This is a genomic window from Texcoconibacillus texcoconensis, assembly GCF_014202575.1.
GTDB lineage: Bacteria > Bacillota > Bacilli > Bacillales > Salisediminibacteriaceae > Texcoconibacillus > Texcoconibacillus texcoconensis.
Genome location: NZ_JACHHB010000010.1, coordinates 131,080 through 153,544, shown reverse-complemented (window position 1 = coordinate 153,544; position 22,465 = coordinate 131,080). Strand labels below are relative to the sequence as shown.

Genomic DNA, 22,465 nt, shown 5'->3' with positions numbered 1-22,465 from the left:
TGATGAAACTATCATACTACGGAGAGTTATTATTTGATCGAAAAGTGTTCATTTTTATTGAGCAAAAACTGTCTACTTTAGTTTAGCGGTTACAAGGGGTTCCTGTAGTAATTATTGGAACGATAATCGCACCATTCATAGTGTCCTATAGATATGAAAAAAATACTGAAATAGAGTCCTGACCTATCAAGTGATCAGTAACCAAGATTTATATCATCCCTTCATCATTTAGGTATCTATGAGATTAGATATGAAGATGAATACTTATTCAACAGAAGTTACTGATTGGTTTTTAACTTTAGCACTATTTGTTTCGATAGCCGTAGGTTGGGGTGTTGGTCCTGTTGGTTGGGCTAATAATGCACTGACAGCATCTAATGCGATTATAGTTTTTGCTGATTTAACTTCAAATGCGTATGCGGATGATGATCGACTTATTATGAGTGAAGCAGCAACTAACCACTTAAACAATGCGAGAGAAATTGCTTGGGCACCAGGAGCATTCGATAATTATGATTTTGACATTGTTGATGGGTTTGGAGGATAACAGATAAACTTAGTTTCTCCATCCGCAGAAAAGAGATCAAGAAGCTTTAATTACTCCTTGATCTCTTTTCAATAAATTAAAAAAGGGTGAATTGAATGGGGAAAAACCCGTTATTAGCTGCATTTATTTATTTATTTATAGGTTTACTTTTTATTATTCCAAACTTAACTTTTTCTAGACCTCTAAGTTTAGGTTTTATCATAGTTGGTGTAGCGAATATTATTTATGCTGTTTATTTATTTTCTAATTACTCTACCTCAAAATCATCGGACAAAAAGTATGATTGAGCTAACACCAATTATCCCCCCTGAAGTTTAAGACTTGTAGCTGATTTTATATGGAGTTTAAATAGGTCATGATAAAGTAGTTTAAAGATTTTAATAAAATTGAGAATAGGTTTGATAATTTTAATATTTATGATGACCAGTGATCAAATAATAGTTATGTAGTTTAGCATCAATGCTTTAGGAACCAAGACATTGATGCTTATTTTATCGATTTTTAAATACATTATCGAGCGAATTCCTTCGATCATCTATCGTTTGATTCGTATAAATAGTTGTTGTCATTATTGATGTATGTCCTAATTGTCGTTGAATTTGGTTAAGAGGAACCCCTTCTTTAACCATTTTTGTTGCTAATGGTGATTGTAAGAAACATTGTAAATGTATTCGTTAATATTACCTAGACCTATATCCCACCTTTTAACAATCTTTAAAAAAGATTTAGCAAACAAAATGAATAACAAATAACCAATAACAGCCCCTAAAGTATTAAACAATAAATCATTGATATCGAAAGAGCGGAAAGAGTATCGGGTTATCATCATGTTGATTAACTGTAACGACTCTAAAATAAAGCTAAAAGAAAAACCCCATAATATGATTTTTTTCAAACTTACTTGTTTTAGAAAACATAATCCAAAACCAAAAGGAACTGTCATGACAACATTAAGGATGCCAGGTTCAGACAAGATACTTAAAATGTCTGGAGTTAAGTTCACGTTATAACTTAGCAATTCTTCAGCGCTCATAGCCAACTCTGGAGGAGTTGTTAAGTAGATTGGAAACTGCGTATAGGCTAAAACGAAGAGAATATATATGTAATAGATACAAAAAAACATTATGTAAACAATGCTTTCACTTTTTATCTTTCGTAAATAAAGACACAGAGCTGCTCCTACAAAGAAAAAGACTATCCAAATAGGAATAAATGATGGTGTCAAAACCATAATATCCACCCCCCTTTATTTAACCCAAGCCATACTATGTAGTATAGCTTGGGTTATTGTTCCTCAATTTACACTTAGAGTTCCGTTTGAGCTTTTCGTATGTCCATCCTCATTAGCTTGAGAGGCTACTATATAATAAGTTCCTGCATCTTGATCACCAAAATTACCACTCACTGAGACATCTTCATATAAATCAGGTGTTGCAGTTGTAACCCCAGCGCTTCTATCAGGTGACCAAGAGCCTGTATCTTCACGAACTTCATAGGTGACTTCATATGGTCCAACAGCACCAGATTGGGAATCTGATATTCTAATTGAACCCTCTAAAGACATGTCGCCAGAATTGAGTTCGTGAAGTTCATTGTTATCTTTACCATTAATGTAACGGTGTTCCATTGTCCAGCTCCAGAATGACGTATCTGAGCTTGCAAGAATTGTAGGTGTTAAGAAAGCTGAGCCAATAATACCTAATGAAAAAAGGGATAAAACAAATTTTTTCAAGACTAATCACCTTTATATATATATTTATTTATGCCCTGATCAAGACATATAAAAATTAACAGATATATCGATTTAACTCCATGAAATATAAATAGATTTATATTTTTGTGATACAAATGAAAGAGGTTGGCAAGTGGTCTTTTTTTGTCTTATAGACCTACATAAATTAAGTGCCAAAACCTACATTTTTAGTTTGCCATAAACAACCAAGATCGTATTGGGTTTTTGCTTTATTATAGAGCATCTTTAAACGAAAAAGGTCAGGGGTTAACATCGAATGTTTCATTTCCAAATGATCTGTTTTCATAACTTTTGTTTATTTTAATAAAGGGATCTTTATTACTAGCTTAAACCTTTGTATAACTAGTAGAGTGACTAACAACGGAATATGTATAGTCATAATACCAGCTAAAATTCGTAACCACGGACTTGCTGCAATTTGTTCAAATGGAATAATTTGTGTAAGAGGAAGAAGTAAAATGATTTCAAAAAATACTAAAAAAATAAACCCAATGATACTAATAATAAAACCATGTAGCATTTTAAATTGGAAAATAATTACAACTAATAACGCGAAAACTGTTAAGTTAATTAAAGGTTTGACCGAATTCATCATATAGATATTTAAAGTAAAAGATACTCCACCATATAACAGTGAGAAAATAATCATAGATTTTAAGTTCTCCTTGATTGAAATACCAAGAAGAGCAAAAGAAACTGCGAGCATTAAAAGTACTTCTGGAAATGATAATAAAAAGAAACTAAACCACTCCATAATAACTCCTTTCTTGTTGAAAAGCATTGATGATATTAGTAGTAATTATTTTTTGGGATAAAAGGAGCCATATATATTATGCACTCTTTAGGTATTAGTGGAAGATTTTGCATTAATATTAGGCCTTTGACTAGAAATAAAGCTATCGTTTGACCGTTGGTATATAAGCGAATATTTATTCGTTACCTTTAGGTAATTTAGGTTGGTATAGCATGCTTGAAGACGCTGTACTTATTTCTGCTTTTGCTATAACAACGATTACAGTAACTATAAAACCGACAGCTACCTTTGCAAATTGTTTCAAGAGACTTCCCTCCTCTCTAACAGATGTTCCACTTTATTAACAATTAAATAAGAATATGGATGTATGCTTCCTATCTGAAATAAAAAACCGGATAGGGAGGCTAATATAACTTCAGTTGAATAAGAGTTCAGCGTTAGGGTGTAAACGGCTCCTCCCCAAATAATAATGACTGATAGCGAGGATTTCTTTAGCTTCCTTTTTTGACTTTCGGAAATCTTTTTGTAAAAGTGATTCGATGGGGCGTATTTATAAGCTAAAAATAAGCCTGTTATTATAGAAAAACATAACAAAGCTAAAATCGCCCGAAAATCTATAAAAAGCGATAGTTTACTAGAGGTAAACGATATGAAAAGCATGATAATTAGCCCCACAAACAAGCAGCGAATGTAAGTAGAGTAATGATGTCCACCTGTAAAGAAACGAAAAATGATAAACGTAAAAAGCACAGAAAGCATTGGTAAAAATAAATCTAGTAAAATTGCAGTTGTAAGTAAAATAATGATTTTAATAAGGCCTCTAATTAAAATTTCGATCCCGTAGCGAATATAATCAACTTCGGTAGTTCTATCAACATAAATACCTAATGCTTTGGCTATTCTTTCGCTAACATGATTGATCATTTTTCTACCGCTTTCGGAAATGAGATTTCAATACTTACTACATTATCTTTAGTATCGACTTCCAAAAAACCATTATATTTCTCAGTAACTTCTTGGATAATTGCTAAGCCGTATCCCCGATCTGATTTTGATTTAGTAGAATAACCAATTTTGAAATGATATTCAGTAATCTCCTTTATAGTAGAGGTGTTTTTTACGATCAATTTCACTGTTTCATTGACTTTCGTTATTTCTAATTCGATTTTTCGTTCTGCATTAGGCATTTTAAGTGTTGCTTCATAGGCATTATCAAGCAAGTTGCTAATTAATCGTATTAAATCAGTAGAAGATAAAATAGTTTCAATTTCTTCATTTGCTATATTCACACTAAAAGGTATGCCTGCTCTTTGGTACTTGTCCATTTTCGAATACAGCATTGAAGAGAGAATAGGATTTTTTATCTTCAATGCCTTATTATTAATATTAATATTACCGATCATTTCTTGAATGTATTTATCAGCGGCATCAAAGTTTTTCATTTTCATTAGTCCGGAAATAACCGTTAAGTGATTGTTAAGGTCATGGCGGTCAGATCGAACTGAAGTAACTAAGGACCGGAACTCTTTAACATGAGTAGATTCAGCATTATAAACTTTTCGTTTCTCCTCGTGTTTAAAGATTTTCCCTAATATGTAAAGAGATAATATGTTTAATAAAATAACGAAGATTAAGTGAATTGGGACCCCAATGATATCAAGAGCATTATCCTGAAAGCCTGCGATTGAAATAATAGCGAAGAAAACTACCAATAGCTGAATTAATATGGTAATTGCTAAAGTGGTAAAATTCATAAAATTTGATCATTTATGGCTTGTAACAAAAGAAACAGCCATTTTACCCCCTTAGTAAAGTTTAATTTTAATCGTATTATAACACAAAAAATGCTGGTTTTTGTCGATATCATAAATTGTGTTTATTCATACACCATATGGTAAACGCTAAATTTATTCCAATGGATAGGCTGTTATCGTCAAAAAATGTACCACCTCTGACCTAGTATTTACAACTAAATGACAAAAAGCGTACCAAAGAATGACACACTGTATACCACTGCAATCCATCTGGTAATCAAAGATATAAAACGATAGTTTTGAGAACCACAATTTTATAAAAAATTGAGTGACTTTCAGTAAGGTCAGTCTTCTGCTAACTCTTGTATGACGTAGTAGACTTTATAATGTGCAACAACGGTGATTGAAGTCACTTCTGCAAGTTTCCTGTATCGGTATAATGAAAATGGACGACACAGAGAAAATTTCGATTTCATAGATTGAAGGGTGATTTCCGATGAAAAAAACATGTTGTCAACATCAGTTTGTAACGCCTTGCACTAAAAAAGTACCGATTTTCCATTCACTATCAGAAGAGGAAATGCAAAAAATCGCCGACATGGCAAAACATGAGTCTTTCCAAAAAGGGTCCCCAGTTGTGCAAGAAGGGGATTCTTCGCAAACATTATTTATTGTTAATAAAGGTCGCGTAAAAGTATCGAAGACGACCGTAGATGGAAAAGAACAAATTTTGCACCTTCTTACTTGTGGTGAATTTTTTGGTGAACTGAACCTCTTTAACGGCAGCCCATCTCAATCGATTAGTGTATATGCCCTTGAAAGTACTGAAATTTGTTTGTTAAGAAAGCAAGACATTGACCAAGTCATGGAAGAGAACCCAAATATCGCTTTCAAACTATTAGAAACAGTAACTAACCGTTTGGCTCATACAGAAAACTTAGTGCAAAATTTAGCGACGAAAGATCCGGAAGTTCGTCTTGTTCACATGATTCTCGAGTTTAGTGAAAAGTTTGGCACAGAGACCGAAAAGGGCATTGAGATCGACTTAACATTGTCACGCGAAGAAATTGCCAATTACATTGGCGTGACAAGGGAAACGATAAGTCGAAAGTTAAGTAAATTTGAAGATCTCAACTTCATTACGGCTATTGGAAATAAGCAGCTAATCGTCAAGGATATAGATCTCTTAGAGGAATACGTCATTTAACTTTGTAGAAGCGTTCTGCAAATGATAAAGAACTTGCATTTTTCGTGACGAGCTTTTACTCATCTCGTTTTTCTATAATAGCAATATCAATAGATGCTATCCGCTTTTTTTCATTACACATTCCTTATGACCTGAAAATACAATAATGTAATGATGATTTCAGTATAGGCGGTATGACTATGAATGATGACGAGTTGGTTATTTATGGAAGTTGGTTCGAGGCAATCGGCCAAGTGATCTCTGCGATCGGTGCAACAGCAAGGGTATCAACTGAAGATGGAGAAACCGATTTAAAACTGATCGCCATTGGTGAAGTCATGCAGTCTATTGGTAATGCATTGATCGCGATAGGTACTGATGATACAACTGAAGAGTTTGGACATTGGATTGAAGTTGGTGGTGCAGCAACGAGTGCTGTCGGTGCAGCGAAAGAGATTAATGGTGAGGAGAGCGAGGGCGTTCGTTTAGAAATGATAGGTGACGGTTTTCAAGCTGTCGGTTCCCATATACAAGGGACGGCCGTCGATGATGAACGATTAGTGGTTGCCCACGACATTCAAACGACTGGCGCGCTTTTAGAGTCGGTAGGGCTATCAGTCAAATTACAAGGGAAGAGAAAAGTCGGAGAATTGCTAAATGCAATTGGAAGTTGGATTCAAGCCTCTGGTGGTTGGATGCAAGCCACGGTTTTGACAGAAAATCACTCAGGTTCAAATGATGAACGTTAACCCACCTTATGGGATCTGTCGAATGAAGGACAATCACAAAGGTGGGACATTTATGATATACGCGGAATTCAGCCACTCAACTAAACGCTTGTGTCATGGATGAATAGAATAGGTGAAGATAACAAAAACATAGGTGGTTTGCTTATGTATGACGATGAACTTCTTTTAGTTGGAAGCTGGACTGAGGCGCTCGGTCAGTTGACGGCAGCGATCGGTGCAACGCGGCAAATATACCGAGAGGAAGATATAGATACAAAGCTACAAGCAATCGGGGAATCTTTGCAGTCGACAGGCAACCTCTTTCAAGCAGTCGGAACGCCAAACATTCAAGATGCGTTAGGGGACTGGATTGAGGTTGGAGGTACGGCTGGAAGTGCAGTCGGAGGCTTTCTCGTATTACGAGGAGATGAAGTCGGGGGAAACCGTCTCGAAACTTTAGGGGATGGTCTTCAGTCATTTGGGTCTACAGTATCTGCAAGTATAGAAGATGATGATCGTTTATGGCTAGCGCACAGGTTACAAGCTTTAGGCGCTGGATTAGAATCAATTGCCGGTGTTTACCAATTACAGGGGAAGGAACAGCAAGGCTTTATCATTAACTCTTTAGGTAGTTGGATCCAATTCTCAGGTGGTTTTATTCAAGCGATCATATCAACAAGTGATTATCAAGAAAATCAACATATTTAACCCTACTTAAAACGGGCGTCACCTGCAATCCTAAGAAAGAAGGCGAAACTGTTTAAGCAAGGTTATTTGTATTTCTCTCTACTGCTGCAAGCTGAAAAAGGGCGCCAAATATGGATAAGTGTACGGCATTAAAATAGACAAGTTGACAATACAAGTTTGGAATCGCTGAATAAAATAGTGTAGCAATCAATTCATCTTAGTAGAGGCGGAATCGTCATGAACGATGAAGAGCTCATTCTCATCGGGAGTTGGGTAGATGCCATCGGCCAGGCCGTATCAGCAATAGGGGCAACAGGACAGATGCAGCGCGATGAAGATCGCGATACGAGGCTTGTCGTCATCGGTGAAGCCATGCAGTCGATCGGGAATGCTTTAGAAGGAACCGGAACACCTGACATGCAAGAAGCATTAGGGGATTGGATAGAATCTGGCGGGGCAGGAGGGAGTTCACTTGGCGCATCATTGCAATTGCGTGGAGATGAAGAAGGTGGAACCCGTCTTGAAATTCTTGGTGACTCTTTTCAGGCGTTAGGCGGAGCAATATCAGCAACGACTGAAGACGATCAGTATCTCGTTTTAGCCAACCAATTGCAATCATTAGGAGCAGGATTAGAAGCCATTGGTGGAACGTACGAAGTAAGAGGTTTAACGAGAAGAGGAGCCATGTTAAACACGTTAGGCAGTTGGGTGCAAGCAGCTGGTGGTGCCCTCCAAGCAAAAGTTGTTACAGAAGATTATTTAATGAGTGACAATGAACAAGATCCCTCACCTTGATCTATATAATGATGTTAATGAAATTTTATCAAGGTGAGGAGAACATAAGTCGTTGACTTGTGTTTCGTTGTTGCTATACAGTAGTCATAATATGATTGCGTTTTTTACATAGGAAGGGGATAACACTCAATGAACGTCCTTTACATCACAGCGAATCCAAAAAACGTTGATGACTCTTATAGTCTCCGTCTCGGTGAGCATTTCCTTAATGAATATCGCCGACTTCGCCCACATGACAAAATCGAACATGTTGATTTATTTTCTGTTGATTTACCTCCTTTAGATAAGGATATGTTGTCACTGTGGGACAAGCATAGTGACATTGAGGAAACACATACGAACCCTTTTGTTGAACAATTTATACAAGCGGATCGCTACATTCTTGTCACACCTTTATGGAATATGCATGCGCCATCCCAAGTTAAAGCGTACATTGACCAATTGATCGTGCCTGGTAAAACATTCCAATTTACGGAAACGAGCGTTGAAGGAATGTTAAGTGGCAAAAAAATGATTCACATTCAATCACGTGGCGGGATCTATTCAGAAGGCAAATTAAAAGGATTGGAAAGTGCGAATTCGTACATACAAACGATTTTTTCACTTATCGGTGTCACTGATTATGAGCATGTATTTATTGAAGGAACGAGTACGTACCCAGATGAAGCAGAAGATCGGTTAAAAGAAGCGAAAGAATCGGCAAAACAAGTAGCACAAAGGTTTAGCCAAGACCAATCATAGCTGCGCAGAGTGAGGGATGATGATGAACGTACACGGTATTCAAGTGCAAGGTGTCAAGGTTGATAAGAATACACGTTGCCAGCATTATCACACGAAGCGAGATGTTGTCGCTATTAAAATGAATTGTTGCCAAACTTATTATTCATGTTTCCAATGTCATCAAGAGATGACAGATCACAACATCGAAACTTGGTCTAAAGAGCAATTCGATGAAAAGGCGATCTTGTGTGGTGTGTGCGGAACGGAATTAACGATCACACAATATATGAAAGCGAAAGATCACTGTCCTCATTGTTTCACAGCATTTAATGCTGGTTGTCGTCATCATTATCACCTTTATTTTCAGATGGTTGTTTTTTAAGAATTCGTTCACACTAGGATACGCTACAGGTGAATATGGCTTGTGGCTCGCGGACATACGTTCCGTTATTTCAGGCAAAAACGTCATTTTTAGGAGGCGAACGGACATATGTTCCGTTAATCCTCTATTTTATAGGTACTGAATGGCGATTTTTTACAAATAGCGGAACTCATGTCCGCAAAATGCTCAAAAACAGCCTTTTTTGAGTAAATAACGGAATCAGTGTCCGCAGCGAACGAAAAAGAGGACGTGACTACATTTTTCCGCAAGGGCTTGAAGCAACGGATGGGGCGTATCAAAACTTATACAATGTTGTTTATGCAATTGGGAAACTCAATATTGATGAATTACACTTTCAAGTCGAACATTTTGACGAATTGGAAAAAGGATTTGACTTTTATGCACCTCAAACGTTTGTCGATGAAAATGATGAGCGTATCATGTTTGCATGGGCAGGTTCTGGGGAAATGGATTATCCAAGTGATGAAAATGGTTGGGCACACTGTCTGACCGTTCCGAGGAAGCTGCGGGTTCAAGGTGAAAAGTTATATCAAAAGCCAATTCCTGCACTAACAAAGCTTCGAAAGCAAGAACAAAAGAATACGTTAACCCTATCCAATCAACCTACTTCGATCGAAGGGTTTAGAGAAGCGGTAGAAGGGATTTTTCATTTTCATGAAAGTCCGTCTGAAGATGTTTATGTTGATATTCAATTTAACAAAGATGATGTTTTCCGTTTAAAGTATGACGTGAAAAAGCACGTCGTATCTATCGACCGAGGACAGTTTACGCATACATTCGGTGAACAGTTTGGGGTTACGAGAAATGGAACATTAGCTTCAGGTGAATTGAAGAAAGTCGATCTTTTCTTTGATCACAGTATACTTGAAGTTTTTATTAACGATGGTGAACTTGCGTTTACAAGTCGGATTTTCCCTACAAAACAGCAGTTAGATATTCAAGTTTACGGACCGGAGAAGACACGGATATCTTATGAACTGTACGAACTATCTAAAGCTATTGAAAAATAAGGCGCTACTTCTTAGAAAAGGCACTTGAAGATGAATAGACCTCATCTAAAGGTGTCTTTTTTGATTTCTAGATGTATACCTATCGTTGCCTTTCATGATTTTTCTTCATTTGAAATGTCTTTTTTTGAAAAAAAGACAATATCCCCAAGCCTTCTAGCATTATATATAATAAAGGTAGCGGAAAAGTGACAAGAGGTGGTGTGATGAGTATAACGGTCAATGATGTTATGAACTTGCCTGTCATGGAGCGCGTTAAAGTAAAAACGAAAGACATTTGTTTAGAGGAAAAGGTCATTGAGTGGGTTGCCGTCATTGAAACACCTGTAGAACATTTCGTTCGAAAAAATGAATTTGTTCTTAGTTCAGCAATAGAATGTGAAGATGATCCACTTTTGTTGGAATCGTTTGTGCGCGATGTCATTCAGTCTGGGGCATCGGCGCTCGGGTTAGCTACTGGCCGTCATTTGTACACGATACCTGACCGCGTCGTGCAATTAGCGAACGAAAACAATGTCGTCATTTTAGAAATTCCTTGGGATCTACAGTTCAGTGACATTTTGCAAGTTGTCATAAAAGAAATTGAGAACGAGCGTCAAAGTGAACGTGAGCGTGCTGAGTCTGCGCGGCAAGCGTTGATCGACTGTGTATTAAAGGGCCAAGGCTTAGATGATATTTGTCGTACAGTTTATGATTTTATTGGCATCCCCTTTGCGATTGCAGATCAGATGAAAACGATCCGCGCCAGTCAACATTTTAGCCAGGAGTTATTGGATTTATTTAATGATGAACAGTCATCATCGACCATCACAGCACTTCATAGACATACACTTAGAGAAGACCATCCTCTCTACCATAGTCTTTCAGAATTTCGTTTTTCAGATGATAACTACTTTCAACTTGAAATTACCAACAACCATAAAACGCAAGGGTATTTGTTATTTCAACCAGAAAAACCAGAACAATTAACGTGGTTTGTCATGAATGTATTAGAGCATGCACTGACAGCTTCTGCCCTCTATTTCGTTAAAGAAAATGCGGTAGAAATGACGCACATTCGTTTTAAGGATAACTTTTTGCTCGATTTAGCCAAAAAAGATACTCCAATGAGCACTCGTTTAATTTCTAAAGCGGAACTACTTGGCTATGATTTAGAATGTCCATACCTTTGTATCGTCGGAGATATTGTTTACCCAGAAGACCAAGAGGCGAATATTTTTAATGATAAGCCATCGAGTTCGTCTTTACACAGTATGAATTATTATATTCAGAAAGAAATGACCAATGCGAGTTCAATTCTCGGTCGAAATGTACTTGCTACCTTTGATGAAGGTGAAATTATTGTCTTTCTTGAAGCGGAGAAAGAGACGTATTCGAAAATTGCCAATCAATTGTTAGACATGATCGAACGAAGATTGCATGAATTTATTGCAGGGACCGAGTTATCATGGGGCATTTCCATGCATAAAGATGGAATGTTTACATTCCACGATAGTTATCAAGAGGCAAAGACAGCTCTTGATATTGGGATACAACAGCACGGCACTGGATCACGGACTTTTTTTGATGATACGAAGATCAATCGTTTGTTAATGACGCTATCTGATCAAAGTGAGATCGTTCATATTGTTAAAGATACATTGCAACCATTGATTGAAAACGACCGAAAAAGGCAAACAGATTTAATTCATACATTCGTTGTTTATAATAAACGAAAAGGTAATGTCACACAGACAGCAAAGGAATTAAATTTACACAGGCAATCTTTATTACATCGATTGCGGAAAATTGAATCACTAACAGGACTTTCTCTTGTGGACGCTGATGATGCCTTTTTATTAGAACTGAGTGTCCGTCTGTGGATGCTTCGAAAAATCAAATAATGTGATGTTAAGCTGGGCCCTTTAAACGTCTTTTCTACTTACTCGAGAATGAGCTGAAAACCTATTGGGAATCAGCTTTTTTTCAAATTTGTATAACTCCCTCAAACAAAAGTTCATACACATTGCACATTCCAAAAAATACCTAAAACTAATACACTAACATTAACAATAATCATAATATTCAGTCATTGGAAGGAGGGAGATTATGCTTCCGTTTGACATTGTAGAGTATCAAGAACGGCTAGAGAAAACGAAGCGGCGTATGGAAGCCAAAGGGGTTGAGGTGTTACTCCTCACCGACCCAGCGAACATCAATTATTTGTCAGGGTACGATGCTTGGTCGTTTTACGTTCACCAGGCGCTCGTCGTCATTATTGATGAACCACAGCCAATCTGGATCGGCCGTCATCAAGATGCAAGTGGTGCACGTTCTAAAACGTGGATTTATGATGAAAATATTATTGATTACCCTGATTATTACGTCCAATCTGAGACGTATCACCCAATGGCATTTATGGGTGAAATATTAAAACAAATCGGTCACGGAAATCGCACTGTCGGTGTAGAAATGGACCATTATTATTTCTCAGCTAAAGCTTACCAACGCCTCATACAATCCCTTCCCGATGCGACATTCAAAGATGCCAGCCTTCTTGTCAATGAAATTCGACTTATCAAATCAGACCAAGAAATTGAATATATGAAACGCGCAGCGATCATTGCAGAAAAAGCGATGAGTGAAGGCGTTAAAACGATTCGCCCAGATGTACGTGAGTGCGATACCGCTGCAAATATATATTATCACATTGCTTCAGGCACACCTGAATATGGTGGTGACTACCCAGCGATCGTGCCCCTATTACCATCAGGTGAGAACACATCAACACCACACTTAACGTGGTCAGAACGAACCTTCCAAGAAGGGGACTCGGTCATTATTGAATTAGCTGGTTGCTATAAACGTTATCACGTTCCATTAGCCCGCACAGTTTCCGTTGGGCAGCCGACTGATATGTTACAACAAATTGCCCCGTTTGTAATCGAAGGAATGAATGAAGTGTTCGACGCTGTCAAACCAGGCATGACCTGCGGTGAAGTTGAAGAAGTGTGGCGCAATAAAATGAAAAAGCGAGGCGTCGAAAAAGAGGCCCGTTTAGGCTATTCAGTTGGACTCAATTATCCACCTGATTGGGGAGAGCATACAGCCAGTTTAAGAGCTGGTGATTCGACGATTTTACAGCCGAATATGACATTCCACTTTATCCCCGCTTTATGGTATGCGAACTACGGCATCGAAATTAGTGAAACGTTTCGGGTCACAGAGGAGGGGTGTGAATCATTTACAACGTATCCTCGTGAATTGATCATTAACGATCCGTTTCAAATCGATGCCGATGGAAAAATAAGCTGATGTAACTTGTCGCGTCGTGTGAAAACTGAATGATCAAGGAGGAGATCTCTATGAAAAAAACAAACATGGGAACTCAATCGATTTGGGCTGGAGAAAAGGATTCATTAGCATTTGGCGCAACACAAGTTCCAGTCGTGCACAGTGTATCTTACGGTTACGATAACTTGGATGAGTGGTATGACGTTGTCACAGGGAAAGTATCGGCGCATGTGTATGGAAGATATACGAACCCGACATTGGATGCCTTTGAAGAGAAGATTCGTATCCTTGAAGATGCAGAAGCGGCAACGAGCTTTTCTACAGGAATGGCTGCGATTAGTAATTCACTTGCCGCATTACTAACACCAGGTGACCGTGTCGTTTCTATTAAAGATACGTACGGAGGAACGAACAAGATTTTCAGTGAGTATCTCCCAAGACAGCATGTGGATGTTGTTTTATGCGAAACGGGAAATCATGAAGAAATTGAGAAAGAAGTAGATAAAGGATGCCAAGTGCTCTATTTAGAAACACCAACTAACCCAACAGTGAAAATCACAGACCTTGAAAGGATGGTTCGTAAAGCAAGAGAGGTTGGTGCAATCGTCATTGTTGATAACACGTTCGCGACACCGATCAACCAGAAGCCGCTTCATTTTGGCGTCGACCTTGTCATTCATAGCGCGACGAAGTTTTTAGGTGGCCACGCCGATGCATTAGGTGGGGCAGTATGCGGAAGAAAAGATCTCGTTGAGTCTATCTTCCATTATCGTGAAGTAAATGGGGCTGTATTAGACCCGATGTCAGCTTATTTTCTCTTAAGAGGAATGAAAACGCTACAAATTCGAATTGAAAAGCAACAAGAAAATGCGATGAAAGTAGCTGATTATTTGCGTTCCGTTGATGTCGTAGAGGATGTGTTATATCCAGGTTTCAAAGACCATCCCGGCCATGAGATTGCAAAAAAACAAATGAACGGTTTTGGCAGCATGCTTGCTTTCTCTGTCAAAGGTGGTATTGAGACCGTTCGCCATTTGATACCAAAGTTAAAATACGCACATCGCGCTGCCAACTTAGGTTCTGTTGAAACGGTCGTTGGCCCAGCAAGAACGACAAGTCACATTTCCTGTACGGAAGAAGATTTAGCTGAGTTAGGGATTCCAGAAAGTTTAATTCGTTACTCAGCAGGGATTGAGGATGCAGATGATCTCATCGCCGACCTTCAACAAGCGTTTGATGCATTGCCAGAACATTTATATACGACGAAGTAACACCGCATCGCGGGAAAATTTGAATAAAGGGAGGCCAGGATCATGAAGCTAGCTTTTATCGGGTTTGGTGGTGTCGGGCAGTCGTTAGCGAAGCTGTTAGAAGAGCGACCGTTAGGGGCGGAAGTTGTTGCGATTTCGGATATGAAAAAAGGGGCCATTTATCAACCAAATGGCCTCGATGTAAAAAAAGTGCTTGAGGTTGTCGAAGAAGATGGCACGTTAGACAATTACCCGAATGAACCAGGGTTAGTACGTGGAATGGGAAGCATTCAGACGATTGAACAGACGAATTCGGATGCGATTGTTGAAGTCACTTACACAGATGTCAGAACGGGGCAACCGGCGATTGATCACTGCCGAACGGCATTTCAACATCAAAAAAGTGTCGTAACGACAAATAAAGGCCCGGTAGCGTTAGCTTATCGTGACTTAGCTGCACTTGCCAAAGAACGTGGTGTATATTGGGGATTTGAAGGAACGGTCATGAGTGGGACACCAGCTTTGCGTTTACCAGAAGTGACACTTGCAGGAAACGAGATCAAGGAAATTCACGGCATTTTAAATGGAACGACAAACTATATATTGACGGAAATGGAGAATGGAAAGCCATACCAAGATGCACTGAGGCAAGCGCAAACTTTAGGATACGCTGAAGCCGATCCAACAAGTGACGTTGAAGGGTACGATGCTCGTTACAAAGTAGCGATTCTCGCAAACTATGTCATGGGTTCTTCGTTGGCGGTGGAAGATATTCCGTGCGAGGGCATTTCCGGTCTTTTTAATGAAGACATCAAAAAAGCACGAGATGAAGGGAAAGCGTGGCGGCTGATCGCAAGTATATACAAAAGTGGTGAGGAAGTGAAGGCGGTTGTAGAGCCGCAATGCTTAGATGAAAATGACCCGCTTGCGAACGTAAAAGGACCGACAAATGCGATCGTTTATGAATGCGACTTATCTGGTCCGATCATGCTGACAGGTGCTGGAGCTGGCTTGATTGAAACTGGGTACGCGCTTTGGATCGATTTATTTTATGTCAAAAAACAATTAGGTGTTACATCGATATGAGGAGGTGATGGGTAATGCGTACGAAGGCGAAAGTTGAAATGATGTTTTTGGCTGGTGAATGGGTTAGGTCCGATGAGACGTTTGACGTGTATGACCCACAGGATGATCGCCATTTAGCTGTGGTCCCATCTGGAGAAGACCAACACCTAAAGCGTGCTCTATCGAAAGCAAAGGAAGTACATGAGAAAAGCGATAATTTTCCAACTCATGAACGAATCCGTGTTTTACAAGAAGTCGCCAATTATATGGAAGCAAGGGTAAATACGTACGCAGAAACGATTGCATCAGAAGGAAGTAAAACCATTACAGAAGCGACAAAGGAAGTGAAAAGAGCGATCGAAACGATACGAATAAGTGCAGAAGAAGCGCGTCGTATCAATGGTGAAACGATCTCCTTCGATCAACATCAAGGAAGCGAAAATCGCATTGGTTATCAATATCGTTTTCCGATTGGCATCATCGGAGCAATCACACCTTTTAACGATCCGCTAAACCTTGTTTGCCATAAAGTGGGTCCGGCATTGGCAGCAGGAAATCCAATTATCGTAAAACCCGCTAGCACCACGCCATTAAGTGCACTTCTTCTCGCTGAAGCATTTTTACATGCGCAATTACCTAAAGGGTACTTGTCCGTCATTCCTGGGTCAGGCCGAACGATCGGAAACGGGCTTGTCACTCACCCGGACGTAACGATGATTTCGTTTACAGGAGGGTTGGATGCAGGGGAACACATTATACGCGAAGCGGGTCTGAAGAAAGTAAACATGGAGTTAGGGTCCAATTCTCCTGTTATTGTGTTAAATGATAGTGATATTGATGAAGCAGCAACTTCATGTGTATCAGGTGCATTTTCTGCCGTTGGTCAAAATTGCATTGGTGTACAAAGAATTTATGTTGAAAACGGAAAATATTTCCCGTTTTTAAATAAGCTGATAGAGAAGGCTGCTGAGCTTCGGGTTGGCAATAAGATGGATGAAAAAACAGATGTCGGTCCAATGATTAATGAAGAAGAAGCAAAACGTGTAGAAACATGGGTGCAGGAAGCGATATCAAAAGGGGCGAAAATCCAAATCGGTGGTCGCCGCAACGGTACGTTTTATGAACCGACGATCTTAACAGGGGTTCCTCGAGACGCACAAGTTGCAAAGGAGGAAGTGTTCGGTCCAGTTGTCATCGTTGAGCCTGTAGATTCTCTTCAGGAAGCTGTCCAATACTCAAATGATGTGAACTACGGCCTCCACGCTGGAATTTTCACTTCTAATATAGATAAAGCATTTTATGCGATCCAACATTTACACGTCGGTGGCGTTATGGTCAATGACAGCAGTGACTACCGAATTGACGCAATGCCTTTCGGTGGTGTGAAAGGATCGGGTCTCGGTCGAGAAGGTGTTCGCTCCGCAATTGAAGCAATGACCGAACCGAAGGTGATTAGCTTTAATTTGAAGCAATTTTAAAATTGAAATGATGTTATAAACAGTCGTGATTGGTGGAACAGTCACGGCTGTTTTTTTATGCGCTAAGGTTTGAACGCTAGGTATTAAGTCCTGATTGACGCATAGAATTCTCCTTTGAGTGTGTGATCCATAAAAAAGATGCTCCTCGTAAGAGAAGCACCTTCTATTAAACAGAACTTGAAGTAACAACTTTTTCAACCTTGGCACCGGCACAATCAACGCTCAGTTGTTGAATATCGTGGTCGGGATAATAAGCGGATAGTTGGTGTTTTACATTGCTCCCTTCTCCTTCAGGAGCAAAAAATAAAACAATAGGTCCTGCTCCACTTAGAGCCATCCCGTATACATTCAGCATGGAACGCACTGATTTTGCCGTTTTTAACTCAGGTACAGCTTCCATACGGTATGATTGATGGAAAAGGTCCTGCTCCATCATCTTTCCGGCGATCTCCCATTTCCCTTGCAAAAGCGAAGCGACGAGGACGTTACTTACGCTGCTTGCCCTGACTGCCTCACCATGTGTGAGGTTGTCTGGAAGTAAGGTGCGTGATAAATCCGTTTTTAATTCATAATCAGGTATGACCGCAATGATATCTAGCGAAGGAGCCCCACCTAAGATGACATCTGTTGCTTCTGAATCATGGTGGCCGATCACTAATCCACCGTAGACAGAAGCGGAAACATTATCTGGATGTGTCTCGTGTAAACTAGCCCAACGTGCTTTTTCATCTTTTTCCATTCTAAGATCAAGAAGGTGGTCGGCTAATTCAATACCTGCAACTATTGCTGCAGCGCTGCTTCCTAATCCTCGGGACATCGGAATCGAACTCGTGACGTCAACGTGGCACGTTGGTAATAAAGCACCATACTCTTCAGCCACTTTTGCTGCTACTTGATACATGAGGTTATCCTTTCCTGTAGGAATCCCCTCGAGCTCTTTAGATTGAGAAGTAAACGCCCATTCATGACTAGGTTTGACGGTCAGAGTAAGGTAACGATCAATCGCAAGGCCGACCGAATCAAAACCAGGACCTAAATTGGCCGTACTTCCAGGTACTTGGATCATAAACATGTCTTCATTCATTGCTCGATCACCTGACCTAAGATGTGTTCAATAACAATCTTTTCATCGTTAGGTAAAGAAACAGGTTTTTCCCCTACCACATCGATTGCTGTATCAGGGTCTTTTAATCCATTTCCAGTAAGGACAGCAACGATAGACGATCCTTCCTTTATTTCTCCTGTACGGAGTTTCTTTTTCACCCCGGCTAAAGATGCACAAGATGCAGGTTCAGCAAATACACCCTCTTCTTGAGCAAGCTCTTTATATGCTTTTAGAATCGCTTCATCATCCACATCGTCAATAAACCCTTTTGATTCGTTTGCTGCGTCAATGGCATAGGACCAGCTAGCAGGGTTTCCGATACGGATTGCAGTTGCAACGGTCTCAGGTTGTTCTATGACTTGGTTTTGTACAATAGCAGCAGACCCACTCGCTTCAAAACCACACATCTTCGGCAGTCCTGACTGGTTCTGTTCATGCCATTCTTTGAATCCGCGCCAATAAGCCGTAATGTTTCCAGCATTCCCAACAGGAATCGCTAGGTGGTCAGGCGCGTGGCCAAGTTGTTCACAAACTTCAAACGCAGCTGTTTTTTGCCCGTCAATGCGATATGGGTTGACTGAGTTCACGAGTGTCATCGCCGATTGTTCGCTCAACTTACGCACCATATTGAGGGCATTATCAAAGTTTCCTTTGATGGCATATACTTCTGCACCGTGGATCATCGCTTGTGACAACTTACCGAGGGCAATTTTACCTTCTGGGATGATGATAATGCAGCGTAAACCTGCTCGAGCGGCATAGGCTGCAGCCGCCGCCGAAGTGTTTCCGGTCGAGGCACAGATGACGGCCTCACTTCCGGCTTCTTTCGCTTTAGCGACGGCCATCACCATGCCGCGGTCTTTAAATGACCCGGTAGGATTTAAACCTTCAAATTTCACATGGAGGTCGACGCCCCATTTCTGAGAAAGTTTTTCTAGGTGAATGAGTGGCGTATTGCCTTCGTTTAACGATAGTTTTGGTGTCTTGCTATTAACAGGTAAAAATGATTCATAGTGATCGATTAATCCACGCCAGCTCATTACGCTTCCTCTCCTTCCACACGGTAACTACTTTTTACTTCAACGACAACGTCTAGTTCATTTAATTGCTTTAACATTGATTTATAGGCAGATTTAGATGCGTTATGGGTAACGATGATAATTTCAGCAACGTCACTTTCAGGGACCGGTAATTGCAAGATCTTCTCTAAACTTACATCTAATTCTGAAAATAATGAAGTTAAAGAAGAGAAAGTTCCTGGAAGATCACGAGCATGTAAACGAATGAAGTATTTAGCAAAAATATCTTCATCTGCTTTTAGGTTCTTTTCATATTGAGGTAAAACTGCACTATTGCCGTTTACACCAAGACGCATATTTTTCATGACTTCAACGAGGTCAGAGACAACGGCTGTAGCGGTCGGAAGTTTCCCTGCACCTGGGCCGTAAAACATCGTTTCTCCAACTGCTTCCCCGTATACATACGCCGCATTAAATTCATCTTTGACACTCGCAAGTGGATGTTCATTTGGAAGTAACGCAGGTTGAACACTCACTTCCACTTGATCTTCTGTACGATTAGCTAAACCAATTAATTTCATCGTATATCCGAGCTGCTTACTATACGCCAAATCCTCTTCTGTCACATTGGAGATTCCTTTCACGCATACATCATCCAAATCAATGTTCATGGAGAAGCTGAGTGTAGCCAAAATTGCGACTTTTCTGGCCGCATCATAGCCTTCCACATCTGCTGTCGGGTCTGCCTCTGCATAACCAAGTTCTTGTGCCTCTGCTAAAACATCATCATAACTACGATTGTCATTAGCCATCTTCGTTAAAATATAGTTTGTCGTTCCGTTAACAATGCCCATGACCTTCTGAATTTGGTCAGAAGCAAGGCCTTCTGTTAAGCTACGTAAAATTGGGATTCCACCGGCTACACTGGCTTCATAAAAAAGGTCACAGCGCTTATCATTTGCTACTTGTAAAAGTTCCGTTCCGTGAAGCGCCATAAGGTCTTTATTAGCTGTCACCACATGTTTATGGTTATTTAAAGCCTGTAAAATGTAGCCGCGCGCCTGTTCGATGCTGCCCATAACTTCAACGACGACATCAATTTTAGGATCATTGATAACATCATCAGCATCCGTCGTAAATTCAATGTGACCAGAAGGCACCTCACGTTCTTTTCCCATATCGGAAACAAGTGCCTTCGTCACCTGTACTTCACAACCAATTTGATGCTGAAGCTTTTCTTGATGCTCATGAATGATTTGCGCGACTCCAGATCCTACCGTACCATATCCAAGTAAACCAACAGCTAACTGCTCTGACATGTCTTTCGCCCCATTTCTGTCTATTTATAAAATACATTTGTTTATCTGTTGAGGACATTATAAATCCGATTCATATTTTTTACAACAGGTTTGCGAAATGTAAACGCTTCCTCATGAAAAAGAATTTTTTGCCTAGAAATTGACCGTTCTTATGTACTTATGTGGTGCATTTTCGACCCTTATGTTTTTCGTAAACAGTAGTGGATCATCTTTATTGTAGGCTGTTTTCTAAAAGATTGTTGCTTTTAAAGAATGAGATCGCAGTTCGTACCATAGCAACTACGTCAAAACGAGATTTGAGCTCATTTGAACCTGGTCAAATGAATGCGGGTCTTGGGGGCGCGGACATACATTCCGTTATTTCAGCGAAATACGTCATTTTTAGCGGTTGGACGGACATATGTTCCGTTAACCCTCTCTTTTGCAGGCGATAAAGGGCGATTTTTTCAAAATAGCGGAACTCATGTCCGGAGGAAGCTCAAAAACAGTCTTTTTTCAGCGAATAACGGAATCAATGTCCGGAGCAGCGAACAAAACAGTGGACGTGACCTCATTTAACTAATCTGTAGTCGCCACGTTTCAATTCTCTGAGTTTATCAAAAACAACAAAGTTCACGAAAAGAGTTTTATATGAAGAAAAAAATCGTCTGACGATGATGATGAAGGTATAATCTCCTCGGTTTTGAAGCATGTTAATAGTCGAGGAGGTAAAAAATGCCACGCACATCTGTATTCACTCATAAATCTTTCCGCTCGTTCTTATTAGTATTAGCTGTACTTTTCGTACTTTTTTTATCGGGGTGCCAAGCGTCAACAGAACCGATAGATGCAGAAACAACCGGAACGTTTAACCACTATGTCGTTTATCCATTTTCGTTTTTAATCAAGTACTTTGCTTCTCTATTCAATGGAAATTATGGCCTATCGATTGTACTTATGACGCTACTCATCCGTATAGCGATCATGCCGCTTATGTTAAAGCAATTTAAAATGCAAATGTTTATGAAAGAAAAAATGACTGTTATTAAACCGGAAATGGATGAACTGAGAGAAAAATATAAAAATGATAAAACGTCAGATGCTAAGCGGCAAATGCAAAAAGAAATGATGGAATTGTATCAAAAGCACAATTTTAACCCGATGGCATCAATGGGTGGTTGCTTACCAATGTTTATTCAACTTCCGATTATGATTGGTTTCTATTATGCAATTATGCGTACACCAGAAATCGCTGAACATACGTTTTTATGGTTTAATCTAGGCGAGAGTGATATCGTTCTCCCTTTTATTGCTGCATTCGTATATTTGGTGCAATTTAAAATTTCCCAACAAAATATGGACATAGGTAATGAGCAACAAAAACAACAGATGGCGGTCATGGGTTATATGATGCCGTTGTTTATGGGGTTTATTTCTTTTAATGTAGCCGCCGCCTTACCGCTTTATTGGTCAGTTGGTGGTCTGTTTTTAATCGGGCAAACGCTACTATTTAGATGGATTGTAAAACCAAAAACGTCATCCATTGAAACTTCTATGCAAAAACAATAATGTTTTAAATTGGGCAAATCCCTAACCTTTATATTGGCGCTTGTCACTTCGACAAAAAACGTCAAAAGGAGACG

25 protein-coding genes are annotated in these 22,465 nt (G+C 39.6%); 15 read left to right on the top strand and 10 right to left on the bottom strand.

What is annotated here, in order from left to right; genetic code table 11:
• The first annotated feature begins 250 nt into the window (after positions 1-250).
• Positions 251-547, top strand: a complete 297-nt coding sequence (locus HNQ41_RS11715) for a hypothetical protein (RefSeq protein ID WP_184664629.1) — start codon at positions 251-253, stop codon at positions 545-547.
• 95 nt (positions 548-642) lie between these two features.
• Positions 643-834, top strand: a complete 192-nt coding sequence (locus HNQ41_RS11710; RefSeq protein ID WP_184664628.1) for a hypothetical protein — start codon at positions 643-645, stop codon at positions 832-834.
• A 204-nt stretch (positions 835-1,038) separates the two neighbouring features.
• Here the strand turns inward: HNQ41_RS11710 and HNQ41_RS16935 are convergent, their stop codons facing one another.
• From HNQ41_RS16935 to HNQ41_RS11675, 7 genes are all read right to left on the bottom strand, one after another.
• Positions 1,039-1,176 carry a hypothetical protein gene (locus HNQ41_RS16935; protein ID WP_184664627.1) on the bottom strand — a complete coding sequence of 46 codons (138 nt, stop codon included), beginning with the start codon at positions 1,174-1,176 and terminating at the stop codon, positions 1,039-1,041.
• A gap of 8 nt (positions 1,177-1,184) precedes the next feature.
• A complete protein-coding gene (locus HNQ41_RS11700; protein WP_184664626.1) occupies positions 1,185-1,778 on the bottom strand; it encodes a VanZ family protein in 594 nt (197 codons plus the stop codon).
• A 63-nt stretch (positions 1,779-1,841) separates the two neighbouring features.
• The gene (locus tag HNQ41_RS11695; RefSeq protein WP_184664625.1) at positions 1,842-2,279 is read right to left on the bottom strand and encodes a hypothetical protein; all 438 of its coding nucleotides are present in this window, start codon (positions 2,277-2,279) and stop codon (positions 1,842-1,844) included.
• 316 nt (positions 2,280-2,595) lie between these two features.
• Positions 2,596-3,054 carry a hypothetical protein gene (locus HNQ41_RS11690; protein WP_184664624.1) on the bottom strand — a complete coding sequence of 153 codons (459 nt, stop codon included), beginning with the start codon at positions 3,052-3,054 and terminating at the stop codon, positions 2,596-2,598.
• A 175-nt stretch (positions 3,055-3,229) separates the two neighbouring features.
• Positions 3,230-3,358, bottom strand: a complete 129-nt coding sequence (locus HNQ41_RS11685; RefSeq protein ID WP_184664623.1) for an AgrD family cyclic lactone autoinducer peptide — start codon at positions 3,356-3,358, stop codon at positions 3,230-3,232.
• Positions 3,355-3,978 carry an accessory gene regulator ArgB-like protein gene (locus HNQ41_RS11680; protein ID WP_184664622.1) on the bottom strand — a complete coding sequence of 208 codons (624 nt, stop codon included), beginning with the start codon at positions 3,976-3,978 and terminating at the stop codon, positions 3,355-3,357. Before HNQ41_RS11680 ends, HNQ41_RS11685 begins: the two co-directional genes overlap by 4 nt.
• On the bottom strand, positions 3,975-4,808 hold the full coding sequence (locus HNQ41_RS11675; RefSeq protein WP_184664621.1) for a sensor histidine kinase: 834 nt from the start codon (positions 4,806-4,808) through the stop codon (positions 3,975-3,977). The genes HNQ41_RS11680 and HNQ41_RS11675 overlap by 4 nt, the downstream gene beginning before the upstream one ends.
• Positions 4,809-5,304: 496 nt before the next feature.
• Between HNQ41_RS11675 and HNQ41_RS11670 the strand changes: the two genes are divergently transcribed.
• From HNQ41_RS11670 to HNQ41_RS11615, 12 genes are all read left to right on the top strand, one after another.
• Positions 5,305-6,015, top strand: coding sequence for a Crp/Fnr family transcriptional regulator (locus HNQ41_RS11670; protein WP_184664620.1), 711 nt, complete (start codon positions 5,305-5,307; stop codon positions 6,013-6,015).
• 179 nt (positions 6,016-6,194) lie between these two features.
• The gene (locus tag HNQ41_RS11665; protein ID WP_184664619.1) at positions 6,195-6,743 is read left to right on the top strand and encodes a DUF6944 family repetitive protein; all 549 of its coding nucleotides are present in this window, start codon (positions 6,195-6,197) and stop codon (positions 6,741-6,743) included.
• Positions 6,744-6,887: 144 nt separating this feature from the next.
• Positions 6,888-7,430 carry a DUF6944 family repetitive protein gene (locus HNQ41_RS11660; RefSeq protein WP_184664618.1) on the top strand — a complete coding sequence of 181 codons (543 nt, stop codon included), beginning with the start codon at positions 6,888-6,890 and terminating at the stop codon, positions 7,428-7,430.
• Positions 7,431-7,646: 216 nt separating this feature from the next.
• Positions 7,647-8,204: a DUF6944 family repetitive protein gene (locus HNQ41_RS11655; RefSeq protein WP_184664617.1), complete on the top strand. Its 558-nt coding sequence runs from the start codon at positions 7,647-7,649 to the stop codon at positions 8,202-8,204.
• A gap of 129 nt (positions 8,205-8,333) precedes the next feature.
• Positions 8,334-8,945 carry an FMN-dependent NADH-azoreductase gene (locus tag HNQ41_RS11650; protein WP_184664616.1) on the top strand — a complete coding sequence of 204 codons (612 nt, stop codon included), beginning with the start codon at positions 8,334-8,336 and terminating at the stop codon, positions 8,943-8,945.
• A gap of 22 nt (positions 8,946-8,967) precedes the next feature.
• The gene (locus HNQ41_RS11645; RefSeq protein ID WP_184664615.1) at positions 8,968-9,306 is read left to right on the top strand and encodes a CHY zinc finger protein; all 339 of its coding nucleotides are present in this window, start codon (positions 8,968-8,970) and stop codon (positions 9,304-9,306) included.
• A 218-nt stretch (positions 9,307-9,524) separates the two neighbouring features.
• The gene (locus HNQ41_RS16875; protein ID WP_343043361.1) at positions 9,525-10,337 is read left to right on the top strand and encodes a glycoside hydrolase family 32 protein; all 813 of its coding nucleotides are present in this window, start codon (positions 9,525-9,527) and stop codon (positions 10,335-10,337) included.
• A 203-nt stretch (positions 10,338-10,540) separates the two neighbouring features.
• Complete coding sequence (locus tag HNQ41_RS11635; RefSeq protein ID WP_184664613.1) at positions 10,541-12,217, top strand: PucR family transcriptional regulator; 1,677 nt, start codon at positions 10,541-10,543, stop codon at positions 12,215-12,217.
• A 205-nt stretch (positions 12,218-12,422) separates the two neighbouring features.
• Positions 12,423-13,628, top strand: coding sequence for a M24 family metallopeptidase (locus tag HNQ41_RS11630; protein WP_184664612.1), 1,206 nt, complete (start codon positions 12,423-12,425; stop codon positions 13,626-13,628).
• A gap of 50 nt (positions 13,629-13,678) precedes the next feature.
• A complete protein-coding gene (locus tag HNQ41_RS11625; protein ID WP_184664611.1) occupies positions 13,679-14,878 on the top strand; it encodes a cystathionine gamma-synthase family protein in 1,200 nt (399 codons plus the stop codon).
• A gap of 42 nt (positions 14,879-14,920) precedes the next feature.
• On the top strand, positions 14,921-15,943 hold the full coding sequence (locus HNQ41_RS11620) for a homoserine dehydrogenase (protein ID WP_184664610.1): 1,023 nt from the start codon (positions 14,921-14,923) through the stop codon (positions 15,941-15,943).
• A 14-nt stretch (positions 15,944-15,957) separates the two neighbouring features.
• Positions 15,958-17,400, top strand: coding sequence for an aldehyde dehydrogenase family protein (locus tag HNQ41_RS11615; RefSeq protein ID WP_184664609.1), 1,443 nt, complete (start codon positions 15,958-15,960; stop codon positions 17,398-17,400).
• A 166-nt stretch (positions 17,401-17,566) separates the two neighbouring features.
• On the opposite strand, the gene thrB is transcribed toward HNQ41_RS11615, so the two are convergent.
• The 3 genes from thrB to HNQ41_RS11600 are packed head-to-tail and all read right to left on the bottom strand — an operon-like array spanning position 17,567 to position 20,843.
• Positions 17,567-18,484, bottom strand: coding sequence for a homoserine kinase (thrB, locus tag HNQ41_RS11610; RefSeq protein ID WP_184664608.1), 918 nt, complete (start codon positions 18,482-18,484; stop codon positions 17,567-17,569).
• Complete coding sequence (thrC, locus tag HNQ41_RS11605; protein ID WP_184664607.1) at positions 18,481-19,545, bottom strand: threonine synthase; 1,065 nt, start codon at positions 19,543-19,545, stop codon at positions 18,481-18,483. Before thrC ends, thrB begins: the two co-directional genes overlap by 4 nt.
• Positions 19,545-20,843 carry a homoserine dehydrogenase gene (locus HNQ41_RS11600; protein ID WP_184664606.1) on the bottom strand — a complete coding sequence of 433 codons (1,299 nt, stop codon included), beginning with the start codon at positions 20,841-20,843 and terminating at the stop codon, positions 19,545-19,547. The genes thrC and HNQ41_RS11600 overlap by 1 nt, the downstream gene beginning before the upstream one ends.
• Positions 20,844-21,557: 714 nt before the next feature.
• On the opposite strand from HNQ41_RS11600, the gene yidC reads away from it, so the two are divergent.
• Entirely contained in the window at positions 21,558-22,391 is an 834-nt protein-coding gene (gene yidC, locus HNQ41_RS11595; protein ID WP_184664605.1) for a membrane protein insertase YidC, read from the top strand.
• Positions 22,392-22,465 lie beyond the last annotated feature (74 nt).

Excerpts from the sequence above, each read along its gene's own strand:
- HNQ41_RS11715 (WP_184664629.1), top strand. The coding sequence starts at position 251 with ATGAAGATGAATACTTATTCAACAGAAGTTACTGATTGGTTTTTAACT.
- HNQ41_RS11655 (WP_184664617.1), top strand. The coding sequence starts at position 7,647 with ATGAACGATGAAGAGCTCATTCTCATCGGGAGTTGGGTAGATGCCATC.
- HNQ41_RS11670 (WP_184664620.1), top strand. The coding sequence starts at position 5,305 with ATGAAAAAAACATGTTGTCAACATCAGTTTGTAACGCCTTGCACTAAA.
- HNQ41_RS11710 (WP_184664628.1), top strand. The coding sequence starts at position 643 with ATGGGGAAAAACCCGTTATTAGCTGCATTTATTTATTTATTTATAGGT.
- HNQ41_RS11615 (WP_184664609.1), top strand. The coding sequence starts at position 15,958 with ATGCGTACGAAGGCGAAAGTTGAAATGATGTTTTTGGCTGGTGAATGG.
- HNQ41_RS11600 (WP_184664606.1), bottom strand. The coding sequence starts at position 20,843 with ATGTCAGAGCAGTTAGCTGTTGGTTTACTTGGATATGGTACGGTAGGA.
- HNQ41_RS11630 (WP_184664612.1), top strand. The coding sequence starts at position 12,423 with ATGCTTCCGTTTGACATTGTAGAGTATCAAGAACGGCTAGAGAAAACG.
- HNQ41_RS11690 (WP_184664624.1), bottom strand. The coding sequence starts at position 3,054 with ATGGAGTGGTTTAGTTTCTTTTTATTATCATTTCCAGAAGTACTTTTA.
- HNQ41_RS11680 (WP_184664622.1), bottom strand. The coding sequence starts at position 3,978 with ATGATCAATCATGTTAGCGAAAGAATAGCCAAAGCATTAGGTATTTAT.
- HNQ41_RS11660 (WP_184664618.1), top strand. The coding sequence starts at position 6,888 with ATGTATGACGATGAACTTCTTTTAGTTGGAAGCTGGACTGAGGCGCTC.
- HNQ41_RS11635 (WP_184664613.1), top strand. The coding sequence starts at position 10,541 with ATGAGTATAACGGTCAATGATGTTATGAACTTGCCTGTCATGGAGCGC.
- HNQ41_RS11645 (WP_184664615.1), top strand. The coding sequence starts at position 8,968 with ATGAACGTACACGGTATTCAAGTGCAAGGTGTCAAGGTTGATAAGAAT.
- thrC (WP_184664607.1), bottom strand. The coding sequence starts at position 19,545 with ATGAGCTGGCGTGGATTAATCGATCACTATGAATCATTTTTACCTGTT.
- thrB (WP_184664608.1), bottom strand. The coding sequence starts at position 18,484 with ATGAATGAAGACATGTTTATGATCCAAGTACCTGGAAGTACGGCCAAT.
- yidC (WP_184664605.1), top strand. The coding sequence starts at position 21,558 with ATGCCACGCACATCTGTATTCACTCATAAATCTTTCCGCTCGTTCTTA.
- HNQ41_RS11620 (WP_184664610.1), top strand. The coding sequence starts at position 14,921 with ATGAAGCTAGCTTTTATCGGGTTTGGTGGTGTCGGGCAGTCGTTAGCG.
- HNQ41_RS11675 (WP_184664621.1), bottom strand. The coding sequence starts at position 4,808 with ATGAATTTTACCACTTTAGCAATTACCATATTAATTCAGCTATTGGTA.
- HNQ41_RS11650 (WP_184664616.1), top strand. The coding sequence starts at position 8,334 with ATGAACGTCCTTTACATCACAGCGAATCCAAAAAACGTTGATGACTCT.
- HNQ41_RS11700 (WP_184664626.1), bottom strand. The coding sequence starts at position 1,778 with ATGGTTTTGACACCATCATTTATTCCTATTTGGATAGTCTTTTTCTTT.
- HNQ41_RS11625 (WP_184664611.1), top strand. The coding sequence starts at position 13,679 with ATGAAAAAAACAAACATGGGAACTCAATCGATTTGGGCTGGAGAAAAG.
- HNQ41_RS11665 (WP_184664619.1), top strand. The coding sequence starts at position 6,195 with ATGAATGATGACGAGTTGGTTATTTATGGAAGTTGGTTCGAGGCAATC.
- HNQ41_RS16935 (WP_184664627.1), bottom strand. The coding sequence starts at position 1,176 with ATGGTTAAAGAAGGGGTTCCTCTTAACCAAATTCAACGACAATTAGGA.